Origin of the sequence: Amnibacterium kyonggiense, from assembly GCF_004364555.1 — a bacterium.
GTDB classification, from domain to species: Bacteria; Actinomycetota; Actinomycetes; order Actinomycetales; family Microbacteriaceae; genus Amnibacterium; species Amnibacterium kyonggiense.
Map to the genome: position 1 here is coordinate 1,168,119 of NZ_SOAM01000001.1, position 25,421 is coordinate 1,193,539.

Genomic DNA, 25,421 nt, shown 5'->3' on the forward strand with positions numbered 1-25,421 from the left:
AACGCGCGACGAGGGAGTTGTGACGATGACGATGGTCGACGAGTCGACGGGCACCACGGGGCTGCTCGACGGGGCGGACTGGTCCGGGAAGCTCTTCCTGGACGGGCGGTGGACCCTCGGACACGGCGGTGATGCGCCCGTCATCGAGCCGGCGACGGGGGCGGAGCTCGGCCGGGTCGGCATCGCGTCGCCGGAGGACGTGGCCCGCGCGGCCGCGTCCGCCGCCGAGGCGCAGCAGGCCTGGGCGGCGACGCCGCACCCGGTGCGGGCGGCCGTGCTGCGGAAGGCCGCGCAGCTCTACGAGCAGCACGCCGACGAGGTGATGGGCTGGAACATCCGCGAGGTGGGCGCCGTGCCCGCGCTCGCCGGGTTCGCCCTCCACGTCGGCGCCGCCGAGTGCTACGAGGCGGCATCGCTGCCGTCGCACCCGCTCGGCTCGATCCTGTCCAGCGAGGAGCCCCGCCTCTCGCTCGCCCAGCGGGTGCCGGCGGGCGTCGTCGGCGTGATCTCGCCGTTCAACGTGCCGATCATCCTCGGCATCCGGGCGGTCGCCCCGGCGCTCGCGCTCGGCAACGCCGTGCTCCTGAAGCCCGACCCCCGCACCGCGGTCACCGGCGGCGTGACGATGGTGCGCATCTTCGAGGAGGCGGGGCTGCCCGCGGGCGTGCTGCAGCTCGTCACCGGCGGCGCGGACGTCGGGCAGGCCCTCGTGGAGGACCCGCACGTGCGGATCATCGCCTTCACCGGCTCGACCCGCGCCGGACGCAGCGTCGGCGAGCTCGCGGGCAAGCACCTGAAGCGCGCCCACCTCGAGCTCGGCGGCAACTCCGCGTTCCTGATCCTCGAGGACGCGGACGTGGACAAGGCGGTCAACCTGGCGGCCTGGGGCTCCTACCTGCACCAGGGCCAGATCTGCATGACGGTCGGGCGGCACATCGTGCACGAGTCGCTCTACGACGAGTACGTCGACAAGCTCGCCGCGAAGGCGGACTCGATGGCCGTCGGGAACCCGGCGACGGACCACGTGCACCTCGGACCGATCATCGACGAGCAGCAGCGCGACCACATCGCCGAGCTCGTCGAGGGGTCGATCGCGATGGGCGCCGAGCTGCGCGCGGGCGGCACCTTCGAGGGCCTCTTCTACCGCCCGACGGTGCTCGCGAACTCGCCGATCGACGCGCCCGCGTTCACCGAGGAGGTCTTCGGTCCGGTCGCGTCCGTGACGAGCTTCCGCACCGACGAGGAGGCGATCGAGATCGCCACCGCGAGCGAGTACGGCCTGTCGCTCGGCATCGTGACCGCGGACGCCATGCGCGGGCTCGAGCTCGCGCAGCGCATCCCGACCGGCATCGTGCACGTGAACGACCAGACCGTGAACGACGAGGCGAACACCCCGTTCGGCGGCACCGGTTCGTCGGGCACGGGCGGCCGCCTCGGCGGCGCCGAGGCGAACATCGAGGCGTTCACCGAGACCCGGTGGATCACCGTGCGGAGGACCCCCGGCACCTTCCCGTTCTAGGTCCGAGCGCGCCTGGGCCCGGCCAGCGCTCTTCGTCTTGGAGGAACTCCGTTCCTCCAAGACGAAGAGCGCGTCACACCCCGACGACGACCGCGGACGAGGCCGGGCCCAGCCGCGGGCTCAGACGGCGGGGACCCGCCGGACCTCGACGGTCGCGGAGCGGCCGTCCTCCGCGCCGACCTCGTGCACGCCGCCCGTGATCGTGAGCGAGGCGACCGTCTCCTCGTCGGCGCAGGAGGGGCCGACCCAGAGGCGGACCTCGCCGGGCTCCACGATCCGCACCATGCGCCGGTCGCTGAAGGCGAGCAGCGCGGTCGGCACGCGGAAGGTCACGACCGCCTCCTCGCCGGCGTCGAGGTCGAGGCGGTGGAACGCGAGCAGCTGCGCCACCGGCCGCGTGACCGAGGCCACGAGGTCGTTCGCGTAGAGCTGCACGACGTCGGTGCCGGCCCGGTCGCCGGTGTTGCGGACGCGGACGGTCGCTTCGATCGTGCCGCCCGCCGGCACCAGGCCGTCGACTCGGAGGCCGGTGCGCTCGAAGGTCGTGTAGGCGAGCCCGAAGCCGAACGGGCGCACCGGGGTCGGATCCACGCTCGTGACCTCGGACGGCCCGCCGAGCACCGGGTGGAGGTAGGAGTACGGCTGCGCGCCGGCGCTGCGGGGGAGCGAGACCGGCAGCCGGCCCGACGGCGCGGTCGTGCCGGACAGCACGCGCGCGATCGCCGTCCCGCCCTCCTCGCCGGGGAAGAACGCCTGCACGACCGCGGCCGGAGCGGCCGGGCCGTCGAGCGCCCACTCGATCGCGTAGGGGCGGCCGGTCAGCAGGACGAGCACGGTCGGGGTGCCGGTCGCGACGACCGCCTCGACGAGCTCGCGCTGCACGCCGGGCAGCTCGAGCGACTCCGCGTCGTTGCCCTCGCCGACCGTGCCGCGGCCGAAGAGGCCCGCCTGGTCGCCGGCGACGACGATCGCGACCTCGGCCGCCGACGCCGCCTCGACCGCGGCGGCGAAGCCGGACCGGTCGTCGCCCTCCACCTCGCTGCCGAGGGCCGAGGTCAGGGCCGCGTCGGGCAGCTCGGTGCGGAGGGACTCGAGCACGGTCGGGATGGCGAAACCGAGCGGCACCCCCGGGTGGTGCGCGAGCACGTGGTTCGCGAAGGAGTAGCAGCCCATGAGCGCCTCGGAGCGGTCGGCGTTCGGGCCGATCACCGCGATCCGGGAGCGCGCGGCGCCGGCGAGCGGCAGGACGCCGTCGTTCGCGAGGAGCACGAGCGACTCCTCCGCCAGCCGCAGCGCCGCGTCGCGGTGCGCGGGGGAGTCGAGGTCGACCGGCTCCGGCTCGGCGTCGAAGGTCTCGTCGAGCAGCCCGAGGGACTCCTTCTGCGCGAGCACGCGGAGCACGGCGAGGTCGACGACGGACTCGTCCGCCTGGCCGGCCGCGATGCGCTCCGCCAGCGGTGCGAGGAAGGCGTCGCCCGTCGGCAGCTCGACGTCGATGCCGGCGGTGAGGGCGAGCGCCGCCGCCTCGCCGCGGTCCGCGGCGACGCGGTGCATCACGGCGAGGAAGGCCACGGCGAAGTAGTCGGACACGACCACGCCGTCGAAGCCCCAGGCGTCGCGGAGCAGGTCGGTGAAGAGCCGCCGGGCGGCGGCGACGGGCTCGCCGTCGAGCTCCGTGTAGGAGTTCATGACGGAGCGCGCACCGCCGTCCCGCACCGCCATCTCGAACGGCGGGAGGAAGACGTCCTGCAGCTCGCGCTGCCCGATCGAGACGGGCGCGTGGTTGCGCCCGGCGCGGGAGGCGGAGTAGCCGACGAAGTGCTTGAGCGTCGCGTGGATCCCGGCGGACTGCAGCCCGCGCACGTACGCGGTGCCGATCGTGCCGACGACGATCGGGTCCTCCGCGATGCACTCGTCGACGCGGCCCCAGCGCGGGTCGCGGATCACGTCGAGCACCGGGGCGAGCCCCTGGTGCACGCCGAGGGACCGCATCGAGTCGCCGATCAGCGCGGCCATCTCCTCGACGAGCGCCGGGTCGAACGCCGCACCCCAGGCGAGCGGCGTCGGGAACGTGGCGGCCTGCCAGGCGGCGAGCCCGGTCAGGCACTCCTCGTGCACGAGCGCCGGGATGCCGAGCCGCGTCTCCGCCTGCAGGCGCCGCTGCTCGGTGCGGAGCCACCGCGCGCGCTCCAGCGGGTCGACCGGGCGCGTGCCGTACACGCGCGTGAGCTGGCCGAGCCCGTGGCGGGTCGCCTCCTCGTAGGCCGGCGACGGCGCCATCTCGCCCTGCATCGGCGCGACGGCCTCGCCGCCCTGGTCGACCCAGAACCCGACGAGCTGCGCGAGCTTCTCCTCGAGCGTCATCCGCCCGAGGAGCTCGACCACCCGGTCCGAGAAGGCGGACGCGGGGCTGCCGAGCCGGTCCATCACGTCGGTCATCCTTTCACCGCGCCGGTGAGGCCGCCGACGATGCGCCGCTGGAAGATCGAGAAGAACACGAGCGCCGGCAGCATCGACAGCGAGGTGAAGGCGAGCACCCGCGCCGTGTCCACCGAGTACTGGGACGAGAACTGCTGGACGCCGAGCGGCAGCGTGAACGTCGACGGGTTGTTCAGGATGAACAGCGGCAGGAGGTAGCCGTTCCAGCTGCCGATGAAGGCGAGGATCCCGACCGTCACGACGCCGGGCAGCGACAGCGGGATCACCATGCGCCAGAAGAACCCGAGCCGGCTCGCGCCGTCGATCTCCGCGGCCTCCTGGATCTCCGCCGGGATGGCGCGGAGGAACGGCACCAGGATGATGATCGTCGTCGGCAGGCCGAACGCGATCTGCGGCAGGATCACGCCCGCGAGCGTGTTCGTGAGCCCGAGGTTCTTCACGACGATGTAGAGCGGCGTGATCGCGACCGTCACCGGGAACATCAGCCCTGCCGCGAAGAGCGCGTACATCGCGCCGCGCAGCCGGTACTCGTAGCGGGCGATCGCGAAGCTCGCCATCAGGCCGAGCACCACCACCCCGAGGGTGGTGAGCAGCCCGACGATCAGCGAGTTGCCGACGAGCCGCCAGAAGAGCCCGCCGGTCAGCACGTCGAGGTAGTTCGTGGCCACCCACGGCGCCGGGAACCCGGCGGGCGAGTCCGTGATCTGCGAGTTCGTGCGGAAGCCGCCGATCACGATGTAGGCGACGGGCGCCAGCATGAGCACGATCACGACCGCAGCGATGACGGAGACGACCGCGTTCGAGGCGGCGCTGTGCCGCATCGGGCGGCCGCGGCGGGGCCGCCGCAGCGCGGAGGAGGGGAGGGCTTCGACGGCCATCAGCGGCCCTTTCCGGTCAGCGCGCCCTCGGTGTCGCGGCGCAGCACGAAGCGCTGGTAGACGAGGGCGACGATCAGGGAGATGAGGAAGAGGACGACGGCGACCGCGTTCCCGTACCCGTAGCTGCCGGCGTTGCGCCCGTTGACCACGAGGTAGGTGGCCATGGTCGAGGTGCCGGCGGTGGAGGCCACGTACTGGCCCCAGATGATGTAGACGAGGTCGAACAGCTGCAGGGCGCCGATCACGGACAGGAACGCCCAGATGCGGAGCGTCGGCCCGAGCAGCGGCAGCGTGATGCGGCGCTGGATCTGCCAGAAGCTCGCGCCGTCGATCGACGCCGCCTCCGTCAGCTCCTCCGGGATGCCCTGGAGGCCGGCGAGGAAGAGGATCACCGCGAAGCCGACGTACTTCCAGGTGATGATCCCCATCAGCGTCCAGATCGCGACGTCCGGGTTCGCGAGCCAGTCGACCCTGAGGGCGCCGAGCCCCATGTTCTGCAGCGCGCTGTTCAGGGCACCCGTGGTCTGCAGGATCAGCGACCAGCCGGTCCCGACGACGACCTCGGAGATCACGTAGGGGATGAAGATCAGGACCCGGATCAGGGTCTGCCCGCGCATCTTCCGGTTGAGCAGGAGCGCGAGCAGGATCGCGATCGGCCCTTGCAGCACGAGGGACAGCACGACGATGACGGCGTTGTGGCCGAGCGCCGCGATGAACGTGGGGTCCTGGACGATCGTGACGTAGTTCTGGAGGCCGACGAACTGGTTCGGCACGCCGTAGCCGGCCCAGCGGAAGAAGCCGTAGTACGCGGCCGCGACGACCGGGAAGATCACGAAGAGGAGGAAGACGACGAGGGCCGGACCCGTCAGCACCGCGATCTCGAGCCGGCTGCGCCACGAACCCGTGGTGCGGCGGCGCGCCATCGGGGGCGGCGTGGTGACGCCGCCCCCGATGGTCGATCCGGGTCCTGACGAGCGCTGCCCTGCGGGGAGCTGCTCGCGGACGGTCATGATCGGTGCGCTCAGCCCTTCTTCGCCGCGTCGTTCGTCGCGGAGACGATCCCCGCGGCGTCGCTCTTGCCGGCGAGCAGGTTCACGACGGACACGTTGAGCGCGTTGCCGACGTTCTGGCCGTAGACCGTGTCGAGCCACTGCGAGACGAACGGCGCCTTGTTGTAGGCCGCGACGACGTCCTTCAGGTACGGCTCGGTGACCGCGGCCTGCGCCTCGGTGTTGACGGGCGGCGAGTTGTAGGCCTTGTAGTAGGCCGTCTGCTGCGCGGTCGTGGCGATGTAGTTGAGGAACTCCACGCACGAGTCGGGCGCGTTCTGGGAGCACGAGTAGCCGTCGACGCCGCCGAGGATCGAGCCGGGTTTCCCCTGGCCGCCCGAGATCTCCGGGAAGGGGAACCAGCCGAGGTCCGGCAGCGGCTTCTCGTCCTTCGTGAGCGACGCGATCACGCCGGGGTCCCACGCGCCCATGAGCTCCATGGCCGCCTTGTGGTTCGCGACGAGACCGGCGGAGCTGCCGGCGCCCTGCTGCGCGGCGGTGGTCAGGAAGCCCTCGTTGAACGGCTTCGTGTCGCTGAACGCCTGGAGGTCCTGCCCGGCCTTCAGCCAGCAGCCGTCGTCGAAGGTCTTCGTCTTGGCGGCCTTCTCGAGCGCGCTCGGGGCGCACTCGCGGAGCGCGAAGTTGTAGTACCAGTGCGCGGCCGGCCAGGCGTCCTTCGCGCCGAGCGCGACGGGCTGGATGTCCTTCGCCTTCAGCTTCGCGATGTCCGCGTTCAGCTCGTCGAGCGTCGTCGGCGTCCCGTCGATGCCGGCCTGCTGGAACAGGTCCTTCGAGTACCAGATGCCGCTCGGCAGCACGGCCAGCGGCATCGCGTAGACCTTGCCCCCGATCGACTCGGCGCCGAACGACGCGGCCGGGATGACCTTCTTCGTCGCCGCGGAGATGCCGGAGGTGATGTCCTTCACCTGGCCGGCGTCGACCATCGCCTGCATCTTGCCGCCGCCGCGCTGCAGGAAGACGTCCGGCGCGTCCCCGGAGTTCATCGCGGTCTGCAGCTTGCCATCGAAGTCCTCGTTCTGGACGGTCTGGACGTCGATCGTGACGTCCTTGTGCGTCTTCTCGAAGCCCTTGGCCGCGTCCTTCCAGAACTGCAGGCCGGGGCCCGTCGTCGAGTTCTGCCACAGGGTCAGGGTCTGCGGGCCGTCGGAGGATCCTCCGGACGAGCTGCACGCGGTCAGTCCGGCTGCGCCGGCGAGGAGGACCGCCGAGACGGCGATCAATCGGTGTGGTCTCACTGGTGCACCTGTGCTCTCTTCATCGAGGGGGTGCCGACGGAGCTGTGGAGGCGGCGGCCGGCGCGCCGGTCCGGGGGCCGGACGCCGAAAGCATCAAGGCTCCGTTCAGGACTGTCAAACGTTTTCGAAACCGTTTGCTGCTCGTTATCATCGTGCTCGTGCAGCGACGCCCGACCATCACCGACGTGGCCGCGGCGGCCGGCGTCTCGGTCGCCACGGTGTCGAAGGCGATCAACGGGCGGTACGGCGTCGGCGGCGAGACGGCGGCCCGCGTCCTCCAGGTCGCGAGCGAGCTCGGCTACGCGTCGAGCCTCGGCGCGAGCAGCATGCGCTCGAGCCGCACCGGCGTCGTCGGGGTGTTCATCGCGGCGTTCGAGCCCTTCTCGACCGAGGTGATGAAGGGCATCGGCGTGGCCCTCGGCGACAGCGGCAACGACCTGCTGGCCTACAGCAGCCTCACCGGCAACGAGCACGACGGATGGGAGCGGCGGTCCCTGTCGCGGCTCGCCGGCACGATCGACGGCGCGATCCTCGTCGCGCCGACGGTCGTCGACCTCCCCGGCACGATCCCGCTCGTCGCGATCGATCCGCACACCGGGCCGGCCGGGCTCCCGACCGTCGACTCCGACGGCTACGGGGGAGCGCGCCTCGCGATGCAGCACCTGATCGGGCTCGGGCATCGCCGCATCGGCTTCGTCTCCGGGCGGCAGGACCTGCGGTCGGCGCTCCTCCGCGAGGCCGGGTACCGCAGCGCGCTCGACGACGCGGGCATCCCCTTCGACCCCGACCTCGTCCGGGCCGGCAACTACGAGCTGCGCCTCAGCCGAGACGCCGCCGGCGCGCTCCTCGACCTCGCCGACCCGCCCACCGCCGTCTTCGGCGCGAACGACCTGTCGGCGATCGCGACGGTGCAGGTCGCGCAGTCGCGCGGGCTGTCGGTGCCCGGCGACCTCTCCGTCGTCGGCTTCGACGACGTCCCCGAGGCGGCGCGCGCGGATCCGCCGCTGACCACGGTCCGGCAGCCCATGCAGCAGCTCGGCAACGAGGCCGTCGCCATGATGCTCGCGCTCCTGGCGAACCAGGAGCTGCGCCGTCCGCACGTGACCCTTGCCACGCGGCTCGTCGAGCGGAGGACGACGGCCCCGCCCCGCCGCTGACGCCCGGCGAATGTTGCGGATCACAACATGGGGCGTGATTGGATGGACCACGCGCGACCCCGGGTTCGGGCGGCGCGCGAGTGCGAAGGAGCGCCGCATGGCACGAGGTCCCGTTTCCGTCCAGCTCTACTCCGTCCGGGACCGCCTGGCCGACGACCTCGAGGGCACGCTCGAGCGCCTCGCGGCGCTCGGCTTCACGAACGTCGAGCCGTACGGCGTGTTCGTGGCCGGCTCGGACCGCTACGCCGCGGCGCTCGCGGCGACCGGGCTCTCGGCCCCGTCCGCGCACGCGGGCGTGCTCGAGCTGAGCGACCCGGCACCGGCGTTCGAGGCCGCCGCGGCGCTCGGCGTGCGGACGGTCATCGACCCCGCGCACCGCACCGACGACTGGGAGTCGGTCGACGGCATCGCACGCATCGCCGAGCGCATCAACCGGGCCGCGGAGCGGGCCCGCGAGTACGACCTCGTGTTCGGGTACCACAACCACTGGTGGGAGCTGGAGGCGCGGCCGACCGGCGTGCCCGCGCTCGAGCAGCTCGCCGCGCGCCTCACGGACGACGTCGTCCTCGAGGTCGACACCTACTGGGTCGAGGTCGGCGGCGAGAGCGCGCCCGACCTGCTCGGTCGGCTGGGCGAGCGCGTCAAGCTCCTGCACGTGAAGGACGGGGACCGCAGCCGCGACACGAAGCGGCAGCTGCCCGCGGGCGAGGGCGTGCTCGACGTCCCCGCGATCCTCGACGCGGCGCCGTCGGCGATGCGGGTGCTCGAGTTCGACGACTACGACGGCGACACGATCGACGGCCTCGCGGCCTCGCTCGCGTACGTGAACCACCTGGAGGCGGGCAAGTGACGGTAGGAGTGGGCGTCATCGGCGCCGGAGTGATCAGCGCGCAGTACCTGGCGAACCTGACGACGTTCCCGGACCTCGAGGTCCGCTTCGTCGCGGACATCGACCTCGAGCGGGCGAAGGCGCGGGCGGAGGAGTTCGGCATCCCGGCGTCCGGCACGACCGAGGAGCTGCTGGCGGACGACGGCATCGACATCGTCGTCAACCTCACGCTGCCGTCCGTGCACGCGGAGGTCGACCTGGCGATCCTCGCCGCCGGCAAGCACGTCTGGAGCGAGAAGCCGATCGCCACGAACGCGGCGGACGCGCGGCGGGTGCTCGACGCCGCCGAGGCCGCGGGCCTCCGCGTCGCGGTCGCCCCCGACACGGTGCTCGGCGCCGGGCTGCAGAGCGCGTTCCGCGCGATCGCGGACGGGCGGATCGGCGAGCCGCGCACGGCGATCACGCAGGTGCTGAACCCGGGGCCGGAGCGCTGGCACCCGGCGCCGGAGTTCCTGTTCCAGGCCGGCGGCGGTCCGCTGCTCGACCTCGGGCCGTACTACCTGACGACGCTCGTCAGCGTCTTCGGCTCGGTCGCCCGCGTCGCCGCGGTCGGCTCGATCTCACGGCCGAAGCGGGTCGTCGAGTCCGGTCCGCGCGCCGGCACCGAGTTCGACGTGACGGTGCCGAGCTACTCCGCGCTCCTCCTCGAGTTCGAGAACGGCACCTCCGCGCAGGCGACCTTCTCCTTCGAGTCGGCGCTGCCCCGGGCGGGCTTCTTCGAGATCACGGGCACCGACGGCGCGATCGTGCTGCCGGACCCGAACATGTTCGACGGCGACTCGTCGCTCTGGACGCTCGAGTCCTGGAAGGGGCTGACCGGCCCCGAGCAGCCGACGCCGGAGACGGTCGAGGCCACGGGGCCCGCCGACGGCCGCGGGCTCGGCGTCCTCGAGCTCGCGCGGGCGATCGCCGCCGGCGTGCCCGAGCGCGCGTCGGGCGCCCTCGCGGCGCACGTGCTCGACGTCATGCTCGCCGCGGCGGAGTCCGCGGAGCGCGGGGAGACCGTCGCGGTCACGAGCCGCGTCGCCCCGGTCGAGCCGCTGCCCGCGGACTGGAACCCGAAGGAGGCGACCCTCTGATGGCGGAGACCCCCCTGCGCATCGGCATCATCGGCGTCGGCAACATCAGCGCGCAGTACTTCGCGAGCCTGCCGTCGCTGCCGAACCTCCGGCTCGTCGCCGTCGCCGACCTCGACATGGCCCGTGCGGGCGAGGTCGCGGCGGAGCAGGGTGTCGTGGCGCGGACGGTGGACGAGCTGCTGGCGTCCGACGACGTCGACGCGGTGCTCAACCTGACGATCCCGGCCGTGCACGTCGAGGTCGGCACCCGGGTGCTCGAGGCCGGCAAGCACGTGTACGCGGAGAAGCCGCTTGCGCTGCGCCCGGAGGACGCGGCGCCGATGCTCGAGCTCGCGCAGGAGCGGGGGCTGCGGGTCGGCAGCGCGCCCGACACGGTGCTCGGCACGGGCATCCAGACCGCGCGGCGGCTCGTCGACGACGGGGCAATCGGGCAGGTCCTGACCGCGGACGCGCACTGGAGCGCCCCCGGTCACGAGCGCTGGCACCCGAATCCCGCGTTCTACTACCAGCCGGGCGGAGGTCCGCTGCTCGACATGGGGCCGTACTACCTGACGGCGCTCGTCACGATGCTCGGCCCGGTCGTCCGCGTCTCCGGCGTGAGCATCCGCTCGCCGCGGGAGCGCAGCGTGGCCACGGGCCCGAAGGCGGGCGAGGCGATCGAGGTCGCCGTCGACACCGGTGTGAGCGGGATCCTCGAGCACGCGGGCGGCGCGGTCTCCCGCGTCTCGTTCTCGTTCGACACCTGGGCGACGCGCGCGCCGCTGTTCGAGCTGCACGGGACCACCGGGTCCATCGCGGTGCCCGACCCGAACAACTTCGCCGACCCGGTCGAGGTGTGGACCGTCGGGCAGCCGGAGTGGCGCACGGTCGCGCCGAACGCCGGGTACGAGGGCGCCGGCCGCGGCTACGGCCTCGCGGACATGGCGCACGCGATCGCGACGGGTCGGCCGCATCGCGCGAGCGGCGAGCTGGCGCAGCACGTGCTCGAGATCATGGACGCGATCCCGCGCTCGAGCCGCGACCACGCGGTCATCACGCTGACGACGACCGTCGAGCGCCCCGCCGCCGTCCCGGAGGGCGCGAAGCCCGACACCTGGTAGCCCGATCCTGTTCACGGATACGGAGATCCGGCTCGCCGGATCTCCGTATCCGTGAACAGGACTAGCCGAGCGGGACCCAGTCGCCCTTCGAGTCCTCGATCGCGGCGAGGACCTTCTGCACCGCGAGGCCGTCGGCGAACGACGGCTCCGGGTCCCGGCCCTCGACGATCGCGTCGGTGAAGTCCTTCACCTCGTGCGTGAAGGTGTGCTCGTAGCCGAGGCCGTGCCCGGCCGGCCACCACGCGCCGACGTAGGGGTGCTCGGGCTCGGTGACGAGGATGCGGCGGAAGCCGCTCTCGACCGCGTCCTCGGTGAAGTCGAGGAACTCGAGCTCGTTCATCCGCTCGAAGTCGAACGCGAGCGATCCCTTCGAGCCGTTCAGCTCGATCCGCATCGCGTTCTTGCGGCCCGCGGCGAAGCGGGTCGCCTCGAACGTCGCGAGCGCGCCGCCGTCGGTCCGGCCGACCCACACCGCCGCGTCGTCGACCGTGACCTCGCCGCGCTCCTCGGAGCCCTTGGCGGTCAGGCCGCCCGTCTGCTCCGCGAGCTTCGGCCGCGTCTTCACGAAGGTCTCCGTGATGCCGGTCAGGCCGGTCAGACGGTGCCCGGTGAGGAACGTCGCGAGGTCGATGATGTGCGCGCCGATGTCGCCGAGCGCGCCCGATCCCGCGGCGTCCTTGTCGAGCCGCCACACGAGCGGGAACTCCGGATCCGCGATCCAGTCCTGCAGGTAGACGGCGCGGATGTGCCGGATCTCGCCGATCCGCCCCTCGTCCACGAGCCGCTTCGCGTAGGCGAGCGCGGGCGTGCGGCGGTAGGAGAACCCGGCCATCGAGCGGACGCCGCGCTGCTTCGCTGACTCCGCTGCGGCGACCATGCGCTCCGCGCCCTCCACCGAGTTCGCGAGGGGCTTCTCGCAGAGCACGTGCTTGCCGGCCTCGAGCGCCCCGATCGCGATGTCGACGTGGCTGTCGCCCGGCGTGCACACGTCGACGACGTGGATGTCCGGATCGGCGACCGCGTCGCGCCAGTCGGTGAGCACGTTCGGGATGCCGAACGCGTCGGCGAAGGCCTGCGTGTTGTCCCGGTTCCGGCCGATCACGTGCGTGACCCGGGCCGGCGTCCCGAAGAACTTCGCGGCTTGCGCCCACCCCGCGGTGTGGATGCGGCCCATGAAGGCGTAGCCGGCGACGGCGACGTTCAGCGTCTCGGTCATGGTCACGCCTTCGTGGAGGCTGCGCTCGTCGCAAAAGCTGCGTCGAAGGCGGCGGCGGGCGGCTGGATGGTGTTGAGCTTGCGCACGATCTCGAGGGCCTCGGGCGCGCCGACGGTGCGCTCCATGCCGGCGTCCTCCCACTCGACCGAGGTCGGGCCGTCGTAGCCGATCGCGTTCAGCGTGCGGAAGATGCGCTCCCAGGGCACCTCGCCGTGGCCGACCGAGACGAAGTCCCAGCCGCGACGCGGGTCGGCCCAGGGGAGGTGGCTGCCGAGGCGGCCGTTGCGGCCGTCGAGGTGCGTCACCGACTCCTTGCAGTGGACGTGGAAGATCCGGTCCGCGAAGTCCTGCAGGAACATGGACGGGTCGAGCTGCTGCCAGACGAAGTGCGACGGGTCGAAGTTGAAGCCGAACGCCGGGTGGTCGATCGCCTCGAGCGCCCGCTTCGCCGTCCAGTAGTCGTACGCGATCTCGGTCGGGTGGATCTCGAGCGCGAACCGCACCCCGTTCTCCTGGAACGCGTCCAGGATCGGCGTCCAGCGTGTGACGAAGTCGTCGAAGCCTTTCTGCACGAAGGCGTCGGAGGCCGGGGGGAACATCGCGACCGCGTGCCAGATCGACGAGCCGGTGAAGCCGGTGACCGTCTTCACGCCCATCGCCTTGGCGGCCTTCGCGGTGGTGATCATCTCCGCCGCGGCGCGCTGCCGGACGCCCTCGGGGTCGCCGTCGCCCCAGACCCGGTCGGACAGGATGTCGCGGTGCCGCTCGTCGATGGGGGAGTCGCACACCGCCTGACCGAGCAGGTGGTTCGAGATCGTCCAGGTCGAGAGGCCGTTCCGCTCGAGGATCGCCTTCCGGTCGGCGACGTACGCGGGGTCCTCCGCGGCGCGGACGACGTCGAGGTGGTCGCCCCAGCTGGCGATCTCGAGGCCGTCGTAGCCCCACTCGCCCGCCATCCGCGCCACCTCCTCGAACGGCAGATCGGCCCACTGGCCGGTGAACAGGGTGACGGGTCGCGTCATCGCGCTCCTCCTTCTCCTCGTATATAGGGACGTCAGTCGGCCGCCGGGCGCGCGGCCCAGAGCAGGCCCTGCTCGATGATCTTCCGCACCGACGGGTCCTGCACGATCTCGATGCGGTGCCCGGGGGTCGAGACCACGATGCGGCCCTCGCCCCACTGCCGCGTCCAGACGGCGGGGAACGTGACGGGCCGGTCCCAGGCGTCCCAGTCGCGCTTGGCCTGCGTGGTCGTCGCGAGCACCTGGTTGTACTCGTCGGAGAGCACCCAGTACTGCTCGGTCGTGAGCTCGAAGTCGTCGACGCCCGCGGTGACGGGGTGACTGCGACCGAGGTCCGTGATCTCGACCGTGTAGTGCTCGTAGTTGTCGGACTGCTCGCCGGTCGCCTGCTCCGGCGGGTTCACCGAGGCGTGGTGGGCGAACTGACCGCCGATCAGCTGCAGGTAGTCGGCGCTGTTCCGGTACGAGTCGGCGATGCCGCCGTGCCACCCGACCATGCCGGTGCCGGCCCGCACCGCGGCGATCAGGCCCGCGAGCGCCTCCGGGGAGATCTCCGACATCGTCACGACCTGCACGATCAGGTCGACGTCGGCCATGCGCGCGGCGTCGGCGTAGACCTCGTTCGACTCCTCGATCGTCACGGTGAAGCCGTTGTCCTCGAGGAACGGCACGAACGAGTCGGTGGTCTCGACGGGCATGTGACCGTCCCAGCCGCCACGGACGATGAGGGCGTTGCGCGTGGTCATGCGGTCCTTCCTGCGGTCGCGGCCGGCCAGGCCGCCACCAGGTGCTCGGCGACGCGGAGGGCGTTCGCCACGATGGTCAGCGTCGGGTTGACGCTGCCGTTGGTCGGGTGGAGCGACGAGTCGCACACGACGATCCGCCGGGACCCCCAGGGGCGGCCGAACGGGTCGGTCGCGCTGTCCGCGGGATCCGTCCCCATCCTCGCCGTCCCGCATGAGTGCTCGCCCGCCGCCGAGGCGGTCGCGGTGCCGCGCTGCCGGAACACGTCCCGCGCGCCCGCGGCGAGCAGCCATTCCTCGCCGTGCACGGCCATCCCGTCCTCGACCTCGACGGACGCGCGGTGGACCCGCTTCTCGAGCGCCGCGCCGGGGCGTCCCCACCGGTCGCGGACGTCGGCGAGCGTGACGCGGGAGGTCGGCATCGGCACCTCCTGCCCCATGCCGAAGACGCCGAACACGTTCGCGCGCTCCCCGGCCATCCAGGCCTTGTGCCCGGCGCCCCAGCCGGGCACGCCCGGCATCGGGTTTGTCGCCCAGGTCAGGGGGAGCAGGCCCATGAGGTCCACGAGGACGCCGCCGCCCCACGGGATCGTCTCGGCGTGCACGTGATCGAGTGTCGCGACGGAGTGCCCCGGGCCGATGTACGGCTTCACCGGGTGCTCGACCTTCCCGAGCATCGTGACGAACCGGTGGTCGTGCAGGTGGCGGCCCATCGCGTCGTTGCCGATGCCGCTCGCGAGCAGCAGGCGGGCCGTCTCGACCGCGCCGGCCGCCACGACGACCACGTCGGCCTCGACCTCGAGCTCGACCGGCGTGCTCGACGTGGACGCCATCACCGAGACGGCGGCGCGGTCGGCGCCGTCGCGGACCTCCACCACCTCGGCGTCGTAGAGCACGTGGAGGTTCCCCGTCGCGTGGGCGCGGGGGAGGAACGTATTGTGGCTGCCGTTCTTCGCGTTCACCGGGCACGCGTGCCCGACGCACTGCGGGCAGCGGACGCACGCCGGTCGGCCGTCGTGCGGGACGCTGTTCAGCGCGAGCGGGATCGGGCCCCAGCCCCACCCGAGGCGGTCGGCGGCGCCGGCGAGCAGCTCGCGGGCCGGCTCCGTGCCGAACGGCGGCATCGGGTAGCCGGCCGTGCGCGGGGTCCGGGCCGTGAGCGCGCCCTCCTCGCCCGCGACGCCGAGCTCCTGCTCCGCACGCGAGTAGTACGGCTCCATCTCGTCGTAGGAGACCGGCCAGTCCGCGAGGCTCGCGCCGTCCGGGTTCCCGTAGACCGAGCGCATCCGGAAGTCGTCGGGCATGAAGCGCCAGGCCATGCCCTGCCAGAGCCGGGTGCCGCCGCCCATGGCGTCCGCGTTCAGCCCGTAGAGCCAGGCGTCGTCGGTGCCGTCGAGGACGCGGTCGCCCTCCGGCAGGACCGCAACGCGGGGATGCCCGGCGCCGGGGCCGGCCGTCGGGCGGTAGACCGCGTTCCGCTTGCCGCGGAGGTGGTCGCCGCGCAGCGCGGCGTTCGGCAGTCGTGCGGCCCGCTCGATCACGAGGACGCTGCGGCCCGCCTCTGTGAGCAGCTGGGCGGCGACGCCGCCGCCGGGCCCGCTTCCGACGACGATCGCGTCGTAGGAGCGGCGGACGCCGGCCGTGCCGACGTCCGGCACGAGGTCGGGCTCGACCGGGGTGACGCCGACCGGCACCGCGCGGAAGCCGACGAGGTCGAGACCGGCGGGCGCCGCGCCCTCACGGGCCGCGTAGTAGCCCTCGAAGGTCACGCGGCGGAGCGCGGCGAAGTCGTCCTCGTGCTCCAGGCCGCGGAGCAGCTCGTCCTGCCGGGCGGGCGGGAGGTCGGCGAAGGCCCGGTCGCCGGCGAGGACGTCGAGCCGCTCGGCGAGCCGGGCGAGCGCGGGCTCGGCCCAGGCGAGGTCGGGGGAGCCGGCGAGGTGGGCGTCGACGCCGCCGGCCCAGCCGCCCGGCCACCGGTCGGCCGGGATGACCCGGTCGACGGCGGCCCTGATCGCATCCGGCACGCGCACGGTCGTCTCCTTCAGGGGTTCGCGGATCCGCAGAAACGGACCGACACGCCGTCGGATCGGAGCGATCCGGCGGCGTGTCGGTCGAGTTCTGCGGATCCGCGAGGGGAATGCGGATCCGCGAGGGGGCTACCGCCCGGCGAGCGAGCCGCCGATGCCGCCGACGCTGAAGTACTTGTTCAGCACGGCGAAGATGATCACCGGGGGCGCCATCATGACGACGGCGACGGCCATGACCGAGCCCCAGTCCGACGCGTTCTGCTGGAAGAACGTCTGCAGGCCGACCGGCAGGGTCAGGTTCTGCGGTGACTGGAGGAACAGCAGCGCGATCAGGTAGTCGTTCCAGGCGAGCAGGAACGAGAAGATCGCGGTCGACAGGATGCCGGGCAGCGAGTTCCGCAGCACCACGCGGATGAACCCGCCGAACACGCTCGCGCCGTCCATCCACGCCGCCTCCTCGAGGGAGATCGGGATGGAGTCGAAGTACGCCGCCATCATCCAGATCGCCACCGACATGGTCGAGCCGATGTAGACGATCGCGACGCCCGCGAGGCTGTCGACGAGACCGAGGGTCGTGAAGACGATGAACAGCGGGATCGCCGCGGTGACCACCGGCAGGGACTGGACGACGAACAGGATCAGCGAGTAGCCGGACACGAGCCGGTTCCGGAGCCGGGAGAGCACGTAGCCCGCGGGCGCCGCCACGGCCACCGCCACGACGACGGTCACGAGCGCGACGGTCAGGCTGTTGCCGAGCCAGGTGAACACGTCGCCGGCCGAGAAGATCCGCTGGAAGTTCTCGAACGTGAACCCGGTCGCCGTGCTGTTCTGACCCGGCTGGGTCGAGAGGTACAGCACCGTGACGATCGGCGTGATGACGAAGGCCGTGACCACGAGGATCAGGAGGAAGCGCCACCACTGGCCCTTCTGCTCCCGCTCCCGGGCCGAGCGCCGCTTCACCTGCTGCTGCTGGCCGACGGTGGCCGAGGTGGCTCCGCCGGCCGCGATCGCCTGGCTCATTCGATGCTCGCCTTCTTGATGCGCTGGAAGAGGATGACCGACACGATCACGAGGACGGTGGTCATCATGAACGCGATGGCCGTCGCCGGACCGGTCTGCTGGTTCTGGAACGCGTACTGGTACGCGAGAATGATCAGCGAGGTCGTCGCCCCCGTCACGCCCGTCGACGGACCGCCCTGCGTCAGCAGGAAGATCGTCGGGAAGTCGTTGACGCAGAAGATCGTCATCAGGACCCAGCTGATGAACGTCGTGCGGGAGATGATCGGCAGCGTGACGCCCCGGAAGGCCTGCCAGCCCGTGGCGCCGTCCATCTTCGCCGCCTCGTAGACGTTGGTGTCCACCGACGCGAGCGCCGAGGACATCATCATCATCATGAACGGGAAGCTGATCCACACCTTGAAGATGCAGACGACGACCTGCGCGAGGACCGGGTCGCCGAGGAAGTTCACGTTCTCGATCCCGATGGCGTTCAGCAGCATCGGGACCGGCGACTGCGGCGTCGCGACGAGGAAGTTCCACGCGGTCGAGGACACGACGACCGGCACGATCCACGGCAGCAGCAGCAGCACCTTGAAGACCGCGTTGCCGGGGATGCGGGTGCGCAGCAGCAGCGCGAGCGCGAGGCCGACGGCCCACGAGCCGAAGACCCCGACGACCGTGAAGATCACCGTGAAGATCGTCGCCTGGAGGGCGATCGGGGCGAACTGCGGCGACGTGAACGTGTCGATGTAGTTCTGCAGGCCGACGAACGGCGCCTCGGTGGGCAGCGTCGAGGGCGAGCCGTTCTGCAGCGACTGGAGGAACGCGTACCCGACCGGGAAGACGTTCAGCAGGACGAGCAGGATCAGCGACGGCAGCGCGAAGACAGCGAGCGTGAGGCCCGCCCGGCCGAGCGGCGTGCTCGGCCGACCGCGACGGGGGGCGCCCGGCCCTCGGCCGGACACCCCCACACCGCGCTTCGCCTGCTGGAATCGTTCCGTGACGGTGTCGACAGCCATCACGACTCCTTCCTAGGCGTGCCCGCGACGGATCGCGGGCGGGCGGATCAGGCGGACTTCAGTGCGTTCTGCAGCGTCGTCAGCGCCGTCTTCGCGTCGGTCTTGCCCGCGAGGATGGTCTGGGCGAAGTTGATCATCGGCTGCGTGCCGTCGACCTTGGTGACGTTCAGGAAGACGGTGTTCTGCCCGGGGGCGCCCCACGTCTTCGAGATCGGCTGCCAGTTCTCGACGATCGCCGTCGTCTTGGGGTCGTCGGCGTACGCGGCCTTGACGATCGACTGCAGCGGCGCGAGGCCGATGCCCGTCTTCTTCGTCCAGAGCGTCTTCATGTTCTGGTAGTAGTACGTGAGGAACGCCTCCGACGCCGCCTGGCTGGGGGTGTTCTTGTACATCATGATGTTGTTCGGGAAGTAGAGCGCGCCCTTCTTGCCCGAGGGACCCGTCAGCGGCGTGCCGACCTCGAGGTTGCTCGCGACCGAGGCGTTGACGTTCGCCGGGGTGCCCGCGCCGTCCCAGATCATGCCGAACTTGTTGGCGTTCATCTGCGCGTAGGCGTTGGCCGACGTGTAGGTGCCCGACCGCGGGTCGACGTAGCCGTTCTTGACGAGCCCGATGACCCACTCCATCGCCTGGATGTTGGCGTCGGTGACCGCGTCGACCTCCTGGTTCTCGTTGAAGAGGCCGCCGCCGTTGTTGATCATGTGCGCGACGAGGGTGTGACCGCCGGTGAAGGCGCCGGCGCCCGAGTACGTGCCGTAGCCGTAGATGCCCTGCTTCTTGAGCGCCTTGCAGACGTTCTCGAACTCGTCCCACGTCGTCGGCGCCTGGACGCCGGCCTTCTCCAGCAGGTCCTTGCGGTACCAGAAGAGGCGCATGTCGAGGTTGTAGGGGACGGCCGCGTAGCCGTTCTTCGTCTTCAGCGTGTCGACGAGGCCCGGGAGGAAGTCGTCGTAGATGCCGTTCTTCTTCCACGAGTCGAGCAGGTCGTCCGCGTACGCGATCTTGCCCTGCGACTCGAAGAGGAAGGCCTGCGTGCCGCCGCCGGAGCTGACGGCGGGGCCGGTGTTCGCCGCGACCGCGGTGCTGTAGGTCTGCGTGAAGTTCGCCCACTGCACCTGGCGGTACTGGATCTTCCCGAAGCCGGACTTCGGCTTGTAGGCCGCGGCGATCCGCTGGTCCTCGGTGAGGAACGCCGGGGCGCCCCAGGGCTGGTTCCAGAACTTCAGCGGCTGGCTCGCCTTGCCGGCGCCGCCTCCGCCACCACCGCTCGTGCTGCAGGCGGCGAGAGCGCCGACCGCGAGCGCGCTGACGCCTGCGCCCAGCAGCGTGCGCCGCGTGAAGCCGGATCCGGAGGGTAGAGATGCCATCTTCGGTGTCCTCTCCGACGCCCGGCTTCTTCGTCCGCCGCGTCGTCGTTCGTCGTTGAACTGCTGTGATTCTGCTCCGGCCCGCCCCGGATGGGGAGGCCCTCGGCTGGGTCAGTTTTGTTGCGGTTCGCGGCAATGTCAACGAAAACTTCCGCGATTCTCGATCTCGGTTCGGTCACGTTCGGTCGGCCGCGCCGGTCGAGCGGGGCGTCACGCGGTCGGACGCGCCGTGCTGTCGCGGACGACGAGGTGCGTCGCGAGCTCGAGCCGCTGCCGTTCGACGGCCTCGCCCGCGGCGAGCGCGAGCACGATCCGGGTGGCCTCTGCGGCCATCCGGCGGATCGGCTGATGCACCGTCGTGAGCCGGGGCCGGGCCCAGGTGGCGACCTGCGTGTCGTCGTAGCCGACCACCGACAGGTCCTCCGGGACGCGCAGCCCGCGCTCGGTCGCGACCTCGATGATCCCGAGCGCCTGCATGTCGTTGCCCGCGAAGATCGCGGTCGGGCGGTCGTCGCCGGCGAGGAGCAGCTCGGCGGCGCGCCGCCCCCCGCTCGGCAGGAAGTCGCCCATGAGCACCCAGTCCTCGCGCACGGGCAGGCCGGCGGAGCCCATCCCCGAGCGGAAGCCGTCCAGCCGGGCCCAGGAGCACAGCTGGTGCGCGTGCCCGCTGACGGCCGCGATCCGCGTGTGCCCGAGCTCGATCAGGTGCCGCGTCGCGGCCAGGCCGCCCGCCCAGTTGGTGCTGCCGACGGCCGCGATCCCGGGCGCCAGCTCGCCCGCGGGGTCGATCACGGCGAAGGGGATGGAGCGCGAGGCGAGGCGCTCGGTGAGCTGTGCGGTCGGTTCCGTCGAGACGAGCAGGACCCCCGCGGGACGGCGCCGGAGCATGCCGGGCAGCCACTCGGGGCTCGGCTCGTGCCGCGCGCTGCTGGGGGAGAGCACGACGCTCATCCCCTCCTGGTGCGCGACCTCCTGGACGCCCGCCATGACCTCGGTGCCCCACGGGTTCGACAGGTCCGAGAACACGAGCTCGACGAGGGTCGACCCCTTCGCCGCGGTGCCGCGGCGGCGGTACTCGTGCTCGTCGAGCAGCAGCTCCACGCGCTGCCGGGTCGACGGTGCGACGTCCGCGTGCCCGTTCAGCACCTTCGAGATCGTCGACAGCGACACCCCCGCCTCGGCGGCGAGCATCGACAGCGTGGTGCGCTCGCGCCGGCCGGCCTCCGTCGTGGACATCGCTGCTCCTCACGCCCGCCGGGGCGCATGCCGCACGGGTCGTTCCGGGCGAGCAGCGGCCGAGAGGCCTTTCGGCCATTCTGCCGAAAGTTTCGGTTCCGCGGCAAGGGGCAACTTCGCCCGCCTCCGGTTCCGCGGTGCCGATCGTTACATTGGGCGGCACCATGAGCGACGCGGTCGACACCACGCCACCCTCCGGTCGGCTCCGGCTCCTCGAGCGCGTGGCGGACCACGTGCTCGCCCATGGTGCGACGGATCTGAGCCTCAGCGAGCTCGCCCGCGCCGTGGGGTCGAGCAATCGCATGCTCCTGTACCACTTCGGGTCGAAGGAGGCGGCGCTGGGGCAGGCGATCCTCGTCGCCTTCACGCGCTTCCCGCACCTGCACGGCGCGCTCGTCCGGCTCGCGGAGGACGGCGGACCGCTCCGGGACCGGCTGCTGCGCGCGTGGCGGGACATCGCGCACGAGGAGAACCTTCCGTTCCTGGCGCTGTTCTTCCAGTCCTTCGGCGTCGCGCTCTACCACCCCGAGCGCAACACCGAGCTGCTCGACAGCATGGGCGGCGAGTGGGTCGAGGCCGTGCGCACCGTCCTCGAGCGGGAGGGCGCGGACGAACCGCTCGTGACCGCGACCGAGCTCGTCGCCGTGCTGCGCGGGCTGCAGTTCGCGCTGCTGTCCGGGACGGATCGCGCGGTGCTCGACGCGGCGTTCGCCGCGTACGTCGTCCGGATGCCGCTCCCGGCCGGGGCGTAACGCCGGCGAAACACGGGCCGCCTACCGTTGAACCGTTCGGTTCAGCCTGAGGAGGCCGCATGGCTCCGCTCGTCCCGCTCGATCCCGCACCCGGCTCCATGGACGGCGCGCTGCGCCGCGCGTTCGGCCTCTTCCCGTCCGGCGTCGCGGCCGTGGCGGCGGAGGTGGACGGGGCGCCGCGCGTGCTCGTCGTCTCCTCCTTCCAGGTCGGCATCTCGGCCGACCCGCCGCTCGTCCTGTTCGCGGTGCAGCACACGAGCACGACGTGGCCGGTGCTGCGCCGCGCCGACCGGCTCGGGGTCTCTGTGCTCGGGGAGGCGCACGACGGCGTCGCGCGCCGGCTCGCGGCGAAGGGCGACCACGACCGCTTCCGCGACGTGGAGACGACCCGGACGCCGACCGGTGCGGTGCTCGTCGCGGGCGCCCCGCTGCACCTCGAGACCTCGATCGAGGGCGGCGTGCGCGCCGGCGACCACGACGTGGTGCTGCTGCGCGTCCACGCGGTGGGGAGCGAGCCCGCCGTCCCGCCGCTCGTGTTCCACGGCTCGGCGTTCCGGCGCCTCAGCCCGGCGGACGCCGCCGCCTGATCCAGGCGGCGCCAGCCCCGGCGGCGCGCGAGGGCCCTCCTATGCTGGCGCGGTGCTGACCCCCGACCTCGGTGGCCGTGCCGGCGGCGCCGAGCGGCGGCGGAACCTCGCGCTCGTGCTGCAGCGCGTGCACGCCGGACCGGCGACGCGGAGCGAGCTGACCCGGGTCAGCGGCCTGAACCGGTCGACCGTCGGCGCCCTCGTGGCCGACCTCGTCGCCCGCGGGCTGGTCGTCGAGGACGAGCCCGCCGCCGGCGGCCAGGTCGGCCGCCCCAGCCCCGTCGTGCGGGCCGGCGAGCGGCCCGTAGCCATCGCGATCAACCCGGAGGTCGACGCGATCACGGTCGCCTTCGTGCGCCTCGGCGGCGAGGTGATCGCGGTCGACCGCACGCCGCTCGCCGCCCCGCCGACCGTCGACGAGGCCCTCGACGCGACCGCGGCGGCGGTCCGCCGCCTGCACGCCCGGCAGCCCGGCCACGAACCGGTCGGGGCGGGCCTCGCCGTGCCGGGCGTCGTCAGCACGGCCGACGGCGTCGTCCGGCTCGCGCCGCACCTCCGCTGGCGCGACGTGCCGCTCGCGCAGCGGTTCGCCGAGGTGCTGCAGGTGCCCGTCGCCGCCGCGAACGACGCCACGCTCGGGGCGAGGGCGGAGGCGCTGTTCGGCGCGGGCCGCGGCGTCGCCGACCTCGTCTACCTGAACGGCGGCGCGAGCGGCATCGGCGGCGGCATCGTCGCGGGCGGCATGCCGCTCGCCGGCGCGACCGGCCACGCCGGCGAGTTCGGGCACACGATCCTCACCCCGGCGGGCGCCGCCGACACGCTCGGCGTGCGCGGCACCCTCGAGGCGACGGTCTCCCGCGCCGCGCTGCTCCGCGTGCTCCGCCTCGCCGACAGGGACGCCGACCGCCTCGAGGCCGCGCTCGCGGCCTCCACGGATCCGGCCGTCCAGCTGGAGGTGGCGCAGCAGGTCGACGTGCTCGCGACGGCGATCGCGAACGCGGTGACGGTGCTGAATCCCGCGCGGGTGATCCTCGGCGGCTTCCTCTCCGCGCTCGCCGGCGTGGCCGGTCCGCGGCTCGAGGCGCTCGTCGCGGACCGCGCGCTGCCCGGCATCGGCGAGCTGGTGGAGATCCGGCGGAGCGAGCTCGGCCCGAGCATCCTGCTCATCGGCGCCGCGGAGCTCGCATTCGGCCCCGTCCTCGCGGACCCGGCGACCTGGCCCGCCCGCTGACTTTGCACGGATCAGGACGCGCTGCGCGACACGCCGTCGTGATCCCCGCCGGACACGGCGTGTCGGCCGATCCGTCCTGATCCGTGAAAGGTCAGGCGCGGAAGGCGGAGGCGAGCGCCGCGGGCAGCAGCCAGGGCGCCCGGCCGCCGGCGAAGCCGGTGAGGAGCCGGCCCGTCGTCGCCGCGGTCCGCGCGGTCACGAACCAGGGCGGGCGCGGGGAGAGGGCCCGCTCGCCGCGGAGCACGGAGGCGGGGAAGGGGCGGAACGGCCCGTGCAGCACGGTCCGCTCGGCGCCGTCGATCAGCAGCGCGTTGTGCACGACACCGATGCCGCTCCCGGCGTCCGCGAGCGTCCCGCCGGGGAACGCGCCCCACGGCGTCGCGGCGAGGAGGAACCCGAGGCCGGTCCACGCGTTGATGGCGATCGTGCCGTACCGCAGCGCGGCGATCGCCCTGCCGAAGCCGGCGCCGAGCGCCGCGCGGTCCTCCGGCCGGATCAGCACGTTCGCGCCGAGCGTGCCGACGAGGTCGTCGTTCGCGAGCCGCACCGCGGCGTCGAGGAACGCCTGACCGGTGCCGGGCACGTCGACGACGCCGAGGACGGGGGCGAAGCACTCGGTCGTCTCGATCGCGTGCGGGTCGCCCGAGCCGACCTCCACGAGGACGCGCCCGCCGTCCGGCCCGAGCCGCTCGGCCTCCGGGTAGGCGGCGACGGCGGCCGCCGTGCGGTCGGCGCTGCCGGGGTACCAGGCGGGCCGCGGAGGAGCGGCGGCGATCGCCGCCCGCACGGCGTCGAGGAACGCCGCGCGCTGCGGCCAGTCCGCGGAGACGACGAGGACCTGGCCCGCGATGCAGTTGTAGCCGCCGTTGTGGAGCCGCATCGTCGCCACGTGCTCGGCCTGGAAGGCGAGCTCCGCGTCCGTCCACGCGCCCGGCACCACGATGATCGGCGAGGCGCCGCCGAGCTCGCTCGTGATCGGCACCTCGAGCAGCGGTGTCCCGGCGCGCTTGCGCTCGGCCGCCTCCTCGCCGGTGCCCCAGACGATCGCGTCGTGGCTCACGACACTGCCCGTGATGTGCACGTGGGCGACGAGCCGGTGGTGCGCGAGGAAGCCGCCGACGGCCGCGCCGCCCTGCACGATGCGCAGCAGCCCGGCGTCCACGAGCGGCGCGAACGCCCGCGAGAACGGGCCCTCGAGCTCCGCGAGCACCGGGTTCAGCTTGAGGACCGCCGCGCGGTTGTGCGCGACGACCTCGTACAGGACGTCGAGCGGGGGGATGGAGGTGATGTTCCCCGCGCCGAGGACGAGGCCGACCCCGCCGGACTCGCCGACGCGCAGTGCGCCGAGACCGGCGGTCAGCATGGCCCGCTGATCCGTCGTGCCCGGCGGGAACCAGACCTCCGCGCGGAACCCGTTGAGCAGCAGCGACTCGGTGCGGTCGAGCGGCAGGACGTCGACGGCGCGGCGGCCGCCGGGCGCGGCGTGGAACGAGAGGCCGCGGAGCGGGCTGCGGCCCGCGGCGAGCACGTCGAGGGTGCTCGCCAGGCGTGCGAGCGCGGTGAGCGCGGCGTAGGGGCCCGAGAGCCACTCCTCGCCGACGAGCGGCGAGGCCGGGTCGAGGCCCTTGACGCGGGCGGCGGTCAGCGCCCACTCCTCCGCGTGCTCGGCGACGGCGGCGTGCGTGCGGCGGAGCAGCGCGGCCCGCTCCGGCAGCGGTGTGGTCGCCCAGCGCGTCGCGCCCGCTTCGAGGTCCTCCAGCGCCCGGTCGAGCGCCGCCTCGTCGACGACGTCGTCCGAAGCGCGTGCGGTGCCGACGCTCATCGAGCTCCCTCCGTGCCGGCCCAACGGTAACCCCTGC

21 protein-coding genes are annotated in these 25,421 nt (G+C 72.6%); 8 read left to right on the top strand and 13 right to left on the bottom strand.

Annotated elements, in window-relative coordinates:
* Positions 1-25: 25 nt before the first annotated feature.
* The gene (locus tag CLV52_RS06010) at positions 26-1,519 is read left to right on the top strand and encodes an aldehyde dehydrogenase family protein (protein WP_133765864.1); all 1,494 of its coding nucleotides are present in this window, start codon (positions 26-28) and stop codon (positions 1,517-1,519) included.
* A 120-nt stretch (positions 1,520-1,639) separates the two neighbouring features.
* On the opposite strand, the gene CLV52_RS06015 is transcribed toward CLV52_RS06010, so the two are convergent.
* The 4 genes from CLV52_RS06015 to CLV52_RS06030 are packed head-to-tail and all read right to left on the bottom strand — an operon-like array spanning position 1,640 to position 7,141.
* Complete coding sequence (locus tag CLV52_RS06015) at positions 1,640-3,958, bottom strand: beta-xylosidase/alpha-l-arabinosidase (RefSeq protein WP_133765345.1); 2,319 nt, start codon at positions 3,956-3,958, stop codon at positions 1,640-1,642.
* Complete coding sequence (locus tag CLV52_RS06020) at positions 3,955-4,779, bottom strand: carbohydrate ABC transporter permease (RefSeq protein WP_246018036.1); 825 nt, start codon at positions 4,777-4,779, stop codon at positions 3,955-3,957. Before CLV52_RS06020 ends, CLV52_RS06015 begins: the two co-directional genes overlap by 4 nt.
* Before the next feature lie 56 nt (positions 4,780-4,835).
* Entirely contained in the window at positions 4,836-5,846 is a 1,011-nt protein-coding gene (locus tag CLV52_RS06025; RefSeq protein ID WP_133765347.1) for a carbohydrate ABC transporter permease, read from the bottom strand.
* 11 nt (positions 5,847-5,857) lie between these two features.
* Positions 5,858-7,141 carry an ABC transporter substrate-binding protein gene (locus CLV52_RS06030; RefSeq protein WP_133765348.1) on the bottom strand — a complete coding sequence of 428 codons (1,284 nt, stop codon included), beginning with the start codon at positions 7,139-7,141 and terminating at the stop codon, positions 5,858-5,860.
* Positions 7,142-7,299: 158 nt separating this feature from the next.
* On the opposite strand from CLV52_RS06030, the gene CLV52_RS06035 reads away from it, so the two are divergent.
* From CLV52_RS06035 to CLV52_RS06045, 4 genes are all read left to right on the top strand, one after another.
* Positions 7,300-8,298 carry a LacI family DNA-binding transcriptional regulator gene (locus CLV52_RS06035; RefSeq protein WP_133765349.1) on the top strand — a complete coding sequence of 333 codons (999 nt, stop codon included), beginning with the start codon at positions 7,300-7,302 and terminating at the stop codon, positions 8,296-8,298.
* Positions 8,299-8,395: 97 nt separating this feature from the next.
* Positions 8,396-9,148 carry a sugar phosphate isomerase/epimerase family protein gene (locus CLV52_RS18660; protein ID WP_211342614.1) on the top strand — a complete coding sequence of 251 codons (753 nt, stop codon included), beginning with the start codon at positions 8,396-8,398 and terminating at the stop codon, positions 9,146-9,148.
* Entirely contained in the window at positions 9,145-10,266 is a 1,122-nt protein-coding gene (locus CLV52_RS18665; RefSeq protein WP_211342615.1) for a Gfo/Idh/MocA family protein, read from the top strand. Before CLV52_RS18660 ends, CLV52_RS18665 begins: the two co-directional genes overlap by 4 nt.
* A complete protein-coding gene (locus CLV52_RS06045) occupies positions 10,266-11,366 on the top strand; it encodes a Gfo/Idh/MocA family protein (protein WP_133765350.1) in 1,101 nt (366 codons plus the stop codon). The genes CLV52_RS18665 and CLV52_RS06045 overlap by 1 nt, the downstream gene beginning before the upstream one ends.
* 61 nt (positions 11,367-11,427) lie before the next feature.
* On the opposite strand, the gene CLV52_RS06050 is transcribed toward CLV52_RS06045, so the two are convergent.
* The 8 genes from CLV52_RS06050 to CLV52_RS06085 form a co-directional block, all read right to left on the bottom strand.
* Positions 11,428-12,582 carry a Gfo/Idh/MocA family protein gene (locus tag CLV52_RS06050; protein WP_133765351.1) on the bottom strand — a complete coding sequence of 385 codons (1,155 nt, stop codon included), beginning with the start codon at positions 12,580-12,582 and terminating at the stop codon, positions 11,428-11,430.
* A gap of 2 nt (positions 12,583-12,584) precedes the next feature.
* Positions 12,585-13,604: a sugar phosphate isomerase/epimerase family protein gene (locus CLV52_RS06055; protein WP_133765352.1), complete on the bottom strand. Its 1,020-nt coding sequence runs from the start codon at positions 13,602-13,604 to the stop codon at positions 12,585-12,587.
* A gap of 32 nt (positions 13,605-13,636) precedes the next feature.
* Positions 13,637-14,347, bottom strand: a complete 711-nt coding sequence (locus CLV52_RS06060) for a ThuA domain-containing protein (protein WP_133765353.1) — start codon at positions 14,345-14,347, stop codon at positions 13,637-13,639.
* Entirely contained in the window at positions 14,344-16,374 is a 2,031-nt protein-coding gene (locus CLV52_RS06065) for a GMC family oxidoreductase (protein ID WP_133765354.1), read from the bottom strand. The genes CLV52_RS06060 and CLV52_RS06065 overlap by 4 nt, the downstream gene beginning before the upstream one ends.
* Positions 16,375-16,500: 126 nt before the next feature.
* Entirely contained in the window at positions 16,501-17,391 is an 891-nt protein-coding gene (locus CLV52_RS06070; RefSeq protein ID WP_133765355.1) for a carbohydrate ABC transporter permease, read from the bottom strand.
* Positions 17,388-18,389, bottom strand: coding sequence for a carbohydrate ABC transporter permease (locus CLV52_RS06075; protein ID WP_133765356.1), 1,002 nt, complete (start codon positions 18,387-18,389; stop codon positions 17,388-17,390). The genes CLV52_RS06070 and CLV52_RS06075 overlap by 4 nt, the downstream gene beginning before the upstream one ends.
* A 47-nt stretch (positions 18,390-18,436) precedes the next feature.
* A complete protein-coding gene (locus CLV52_RS06080) occupies positions 18,437-19,756 on the bottom strand; it encodes an ABC transporter substrate-binding protein (protein WP_133765357.1) in 1,320 nt (439 codons plus the stop codon).
* A 210-nt stretch (positions 19,757-19,966) separates the two neighbouring features.
* Positions 19,967-20,992, bottom strand: a complete 1,026-nt coding sequence (locus CLV52_RS06085) for a LacI family DNA-binding transcriptional regulator (RefSeq protein ID WP_133765358.1) — start codon at positions 20,990-20,992, stop codon at positions 19,967-19,969.
* A gap of 164 nt (positions 20,993-21,156) precedes the next feature.
* On the opposite strand from CLV52_RS06085, the gene CLV52_RS06090 reads away from it, so the two are divergent.
* Genes CLV52_RS06090 through CLV52_RS06100 form a run of 3 tightly spaced genes read left to right on the top strand, consistent with a single transcriptional unit; the run spans position 21,157 to position 23,562 of the window.
* Positions 21,157-21,744 carry a TetR/AcrR family transcriptional regulator gene (locus CLV52_RS06090; RefSeq protein WP_133765359.1) on the top strand — a complete coding sequence of 196 codons (588 nt, stop codon included), beginning with the start codon at positions 21,157-21,159 and terminating at the stop codon, positions 21,742-21,744.
* 59 nt (positions 21,745-21,803) lie between these two features.
* Positions 21,804-22,331, top strand: a complete 528-nt coding sequence (locus CLV52_RS06095) for a flavin reductase family protein (protein ID WP_133765360.1) — start codon at positions 21,804-21,806, stop codon at positions 22,329-22,331.
* Between the two features lie 52 nt (positions 22,332-22,383).
* Positions 22,384-23,562 carry an ROK family protein gene (locus CLV52_RS06100; protein WP_246017977.1) on the top strand — a complete coding sequence of 393 codons (1,179 nt, stop codon included), beginning with the start codon at positions 22,384-22,386 and terminating at the stop codon, positions 23,560-23,562.
* 91 nt (positions 23,563-23,653) lie between these two features.
* On the opposite strand, the gene CLV52_RS06105 is transcribed toward CLV52_RS06100, so the two are convergent.
* Positions 23,654-25,384: an aldehyde dehydrogenase family protein gene (locus CLV52_RS06105; protein ID WP_133765361.1), complete on the bottom strand. Its 1,731-nt coding sequence runs from the start codon at positions 25,382-25,384 to the stop codon at positions 23,654-23,656.
* Positions 25,385-25,421: the final 37 nt, after the last annotated feature.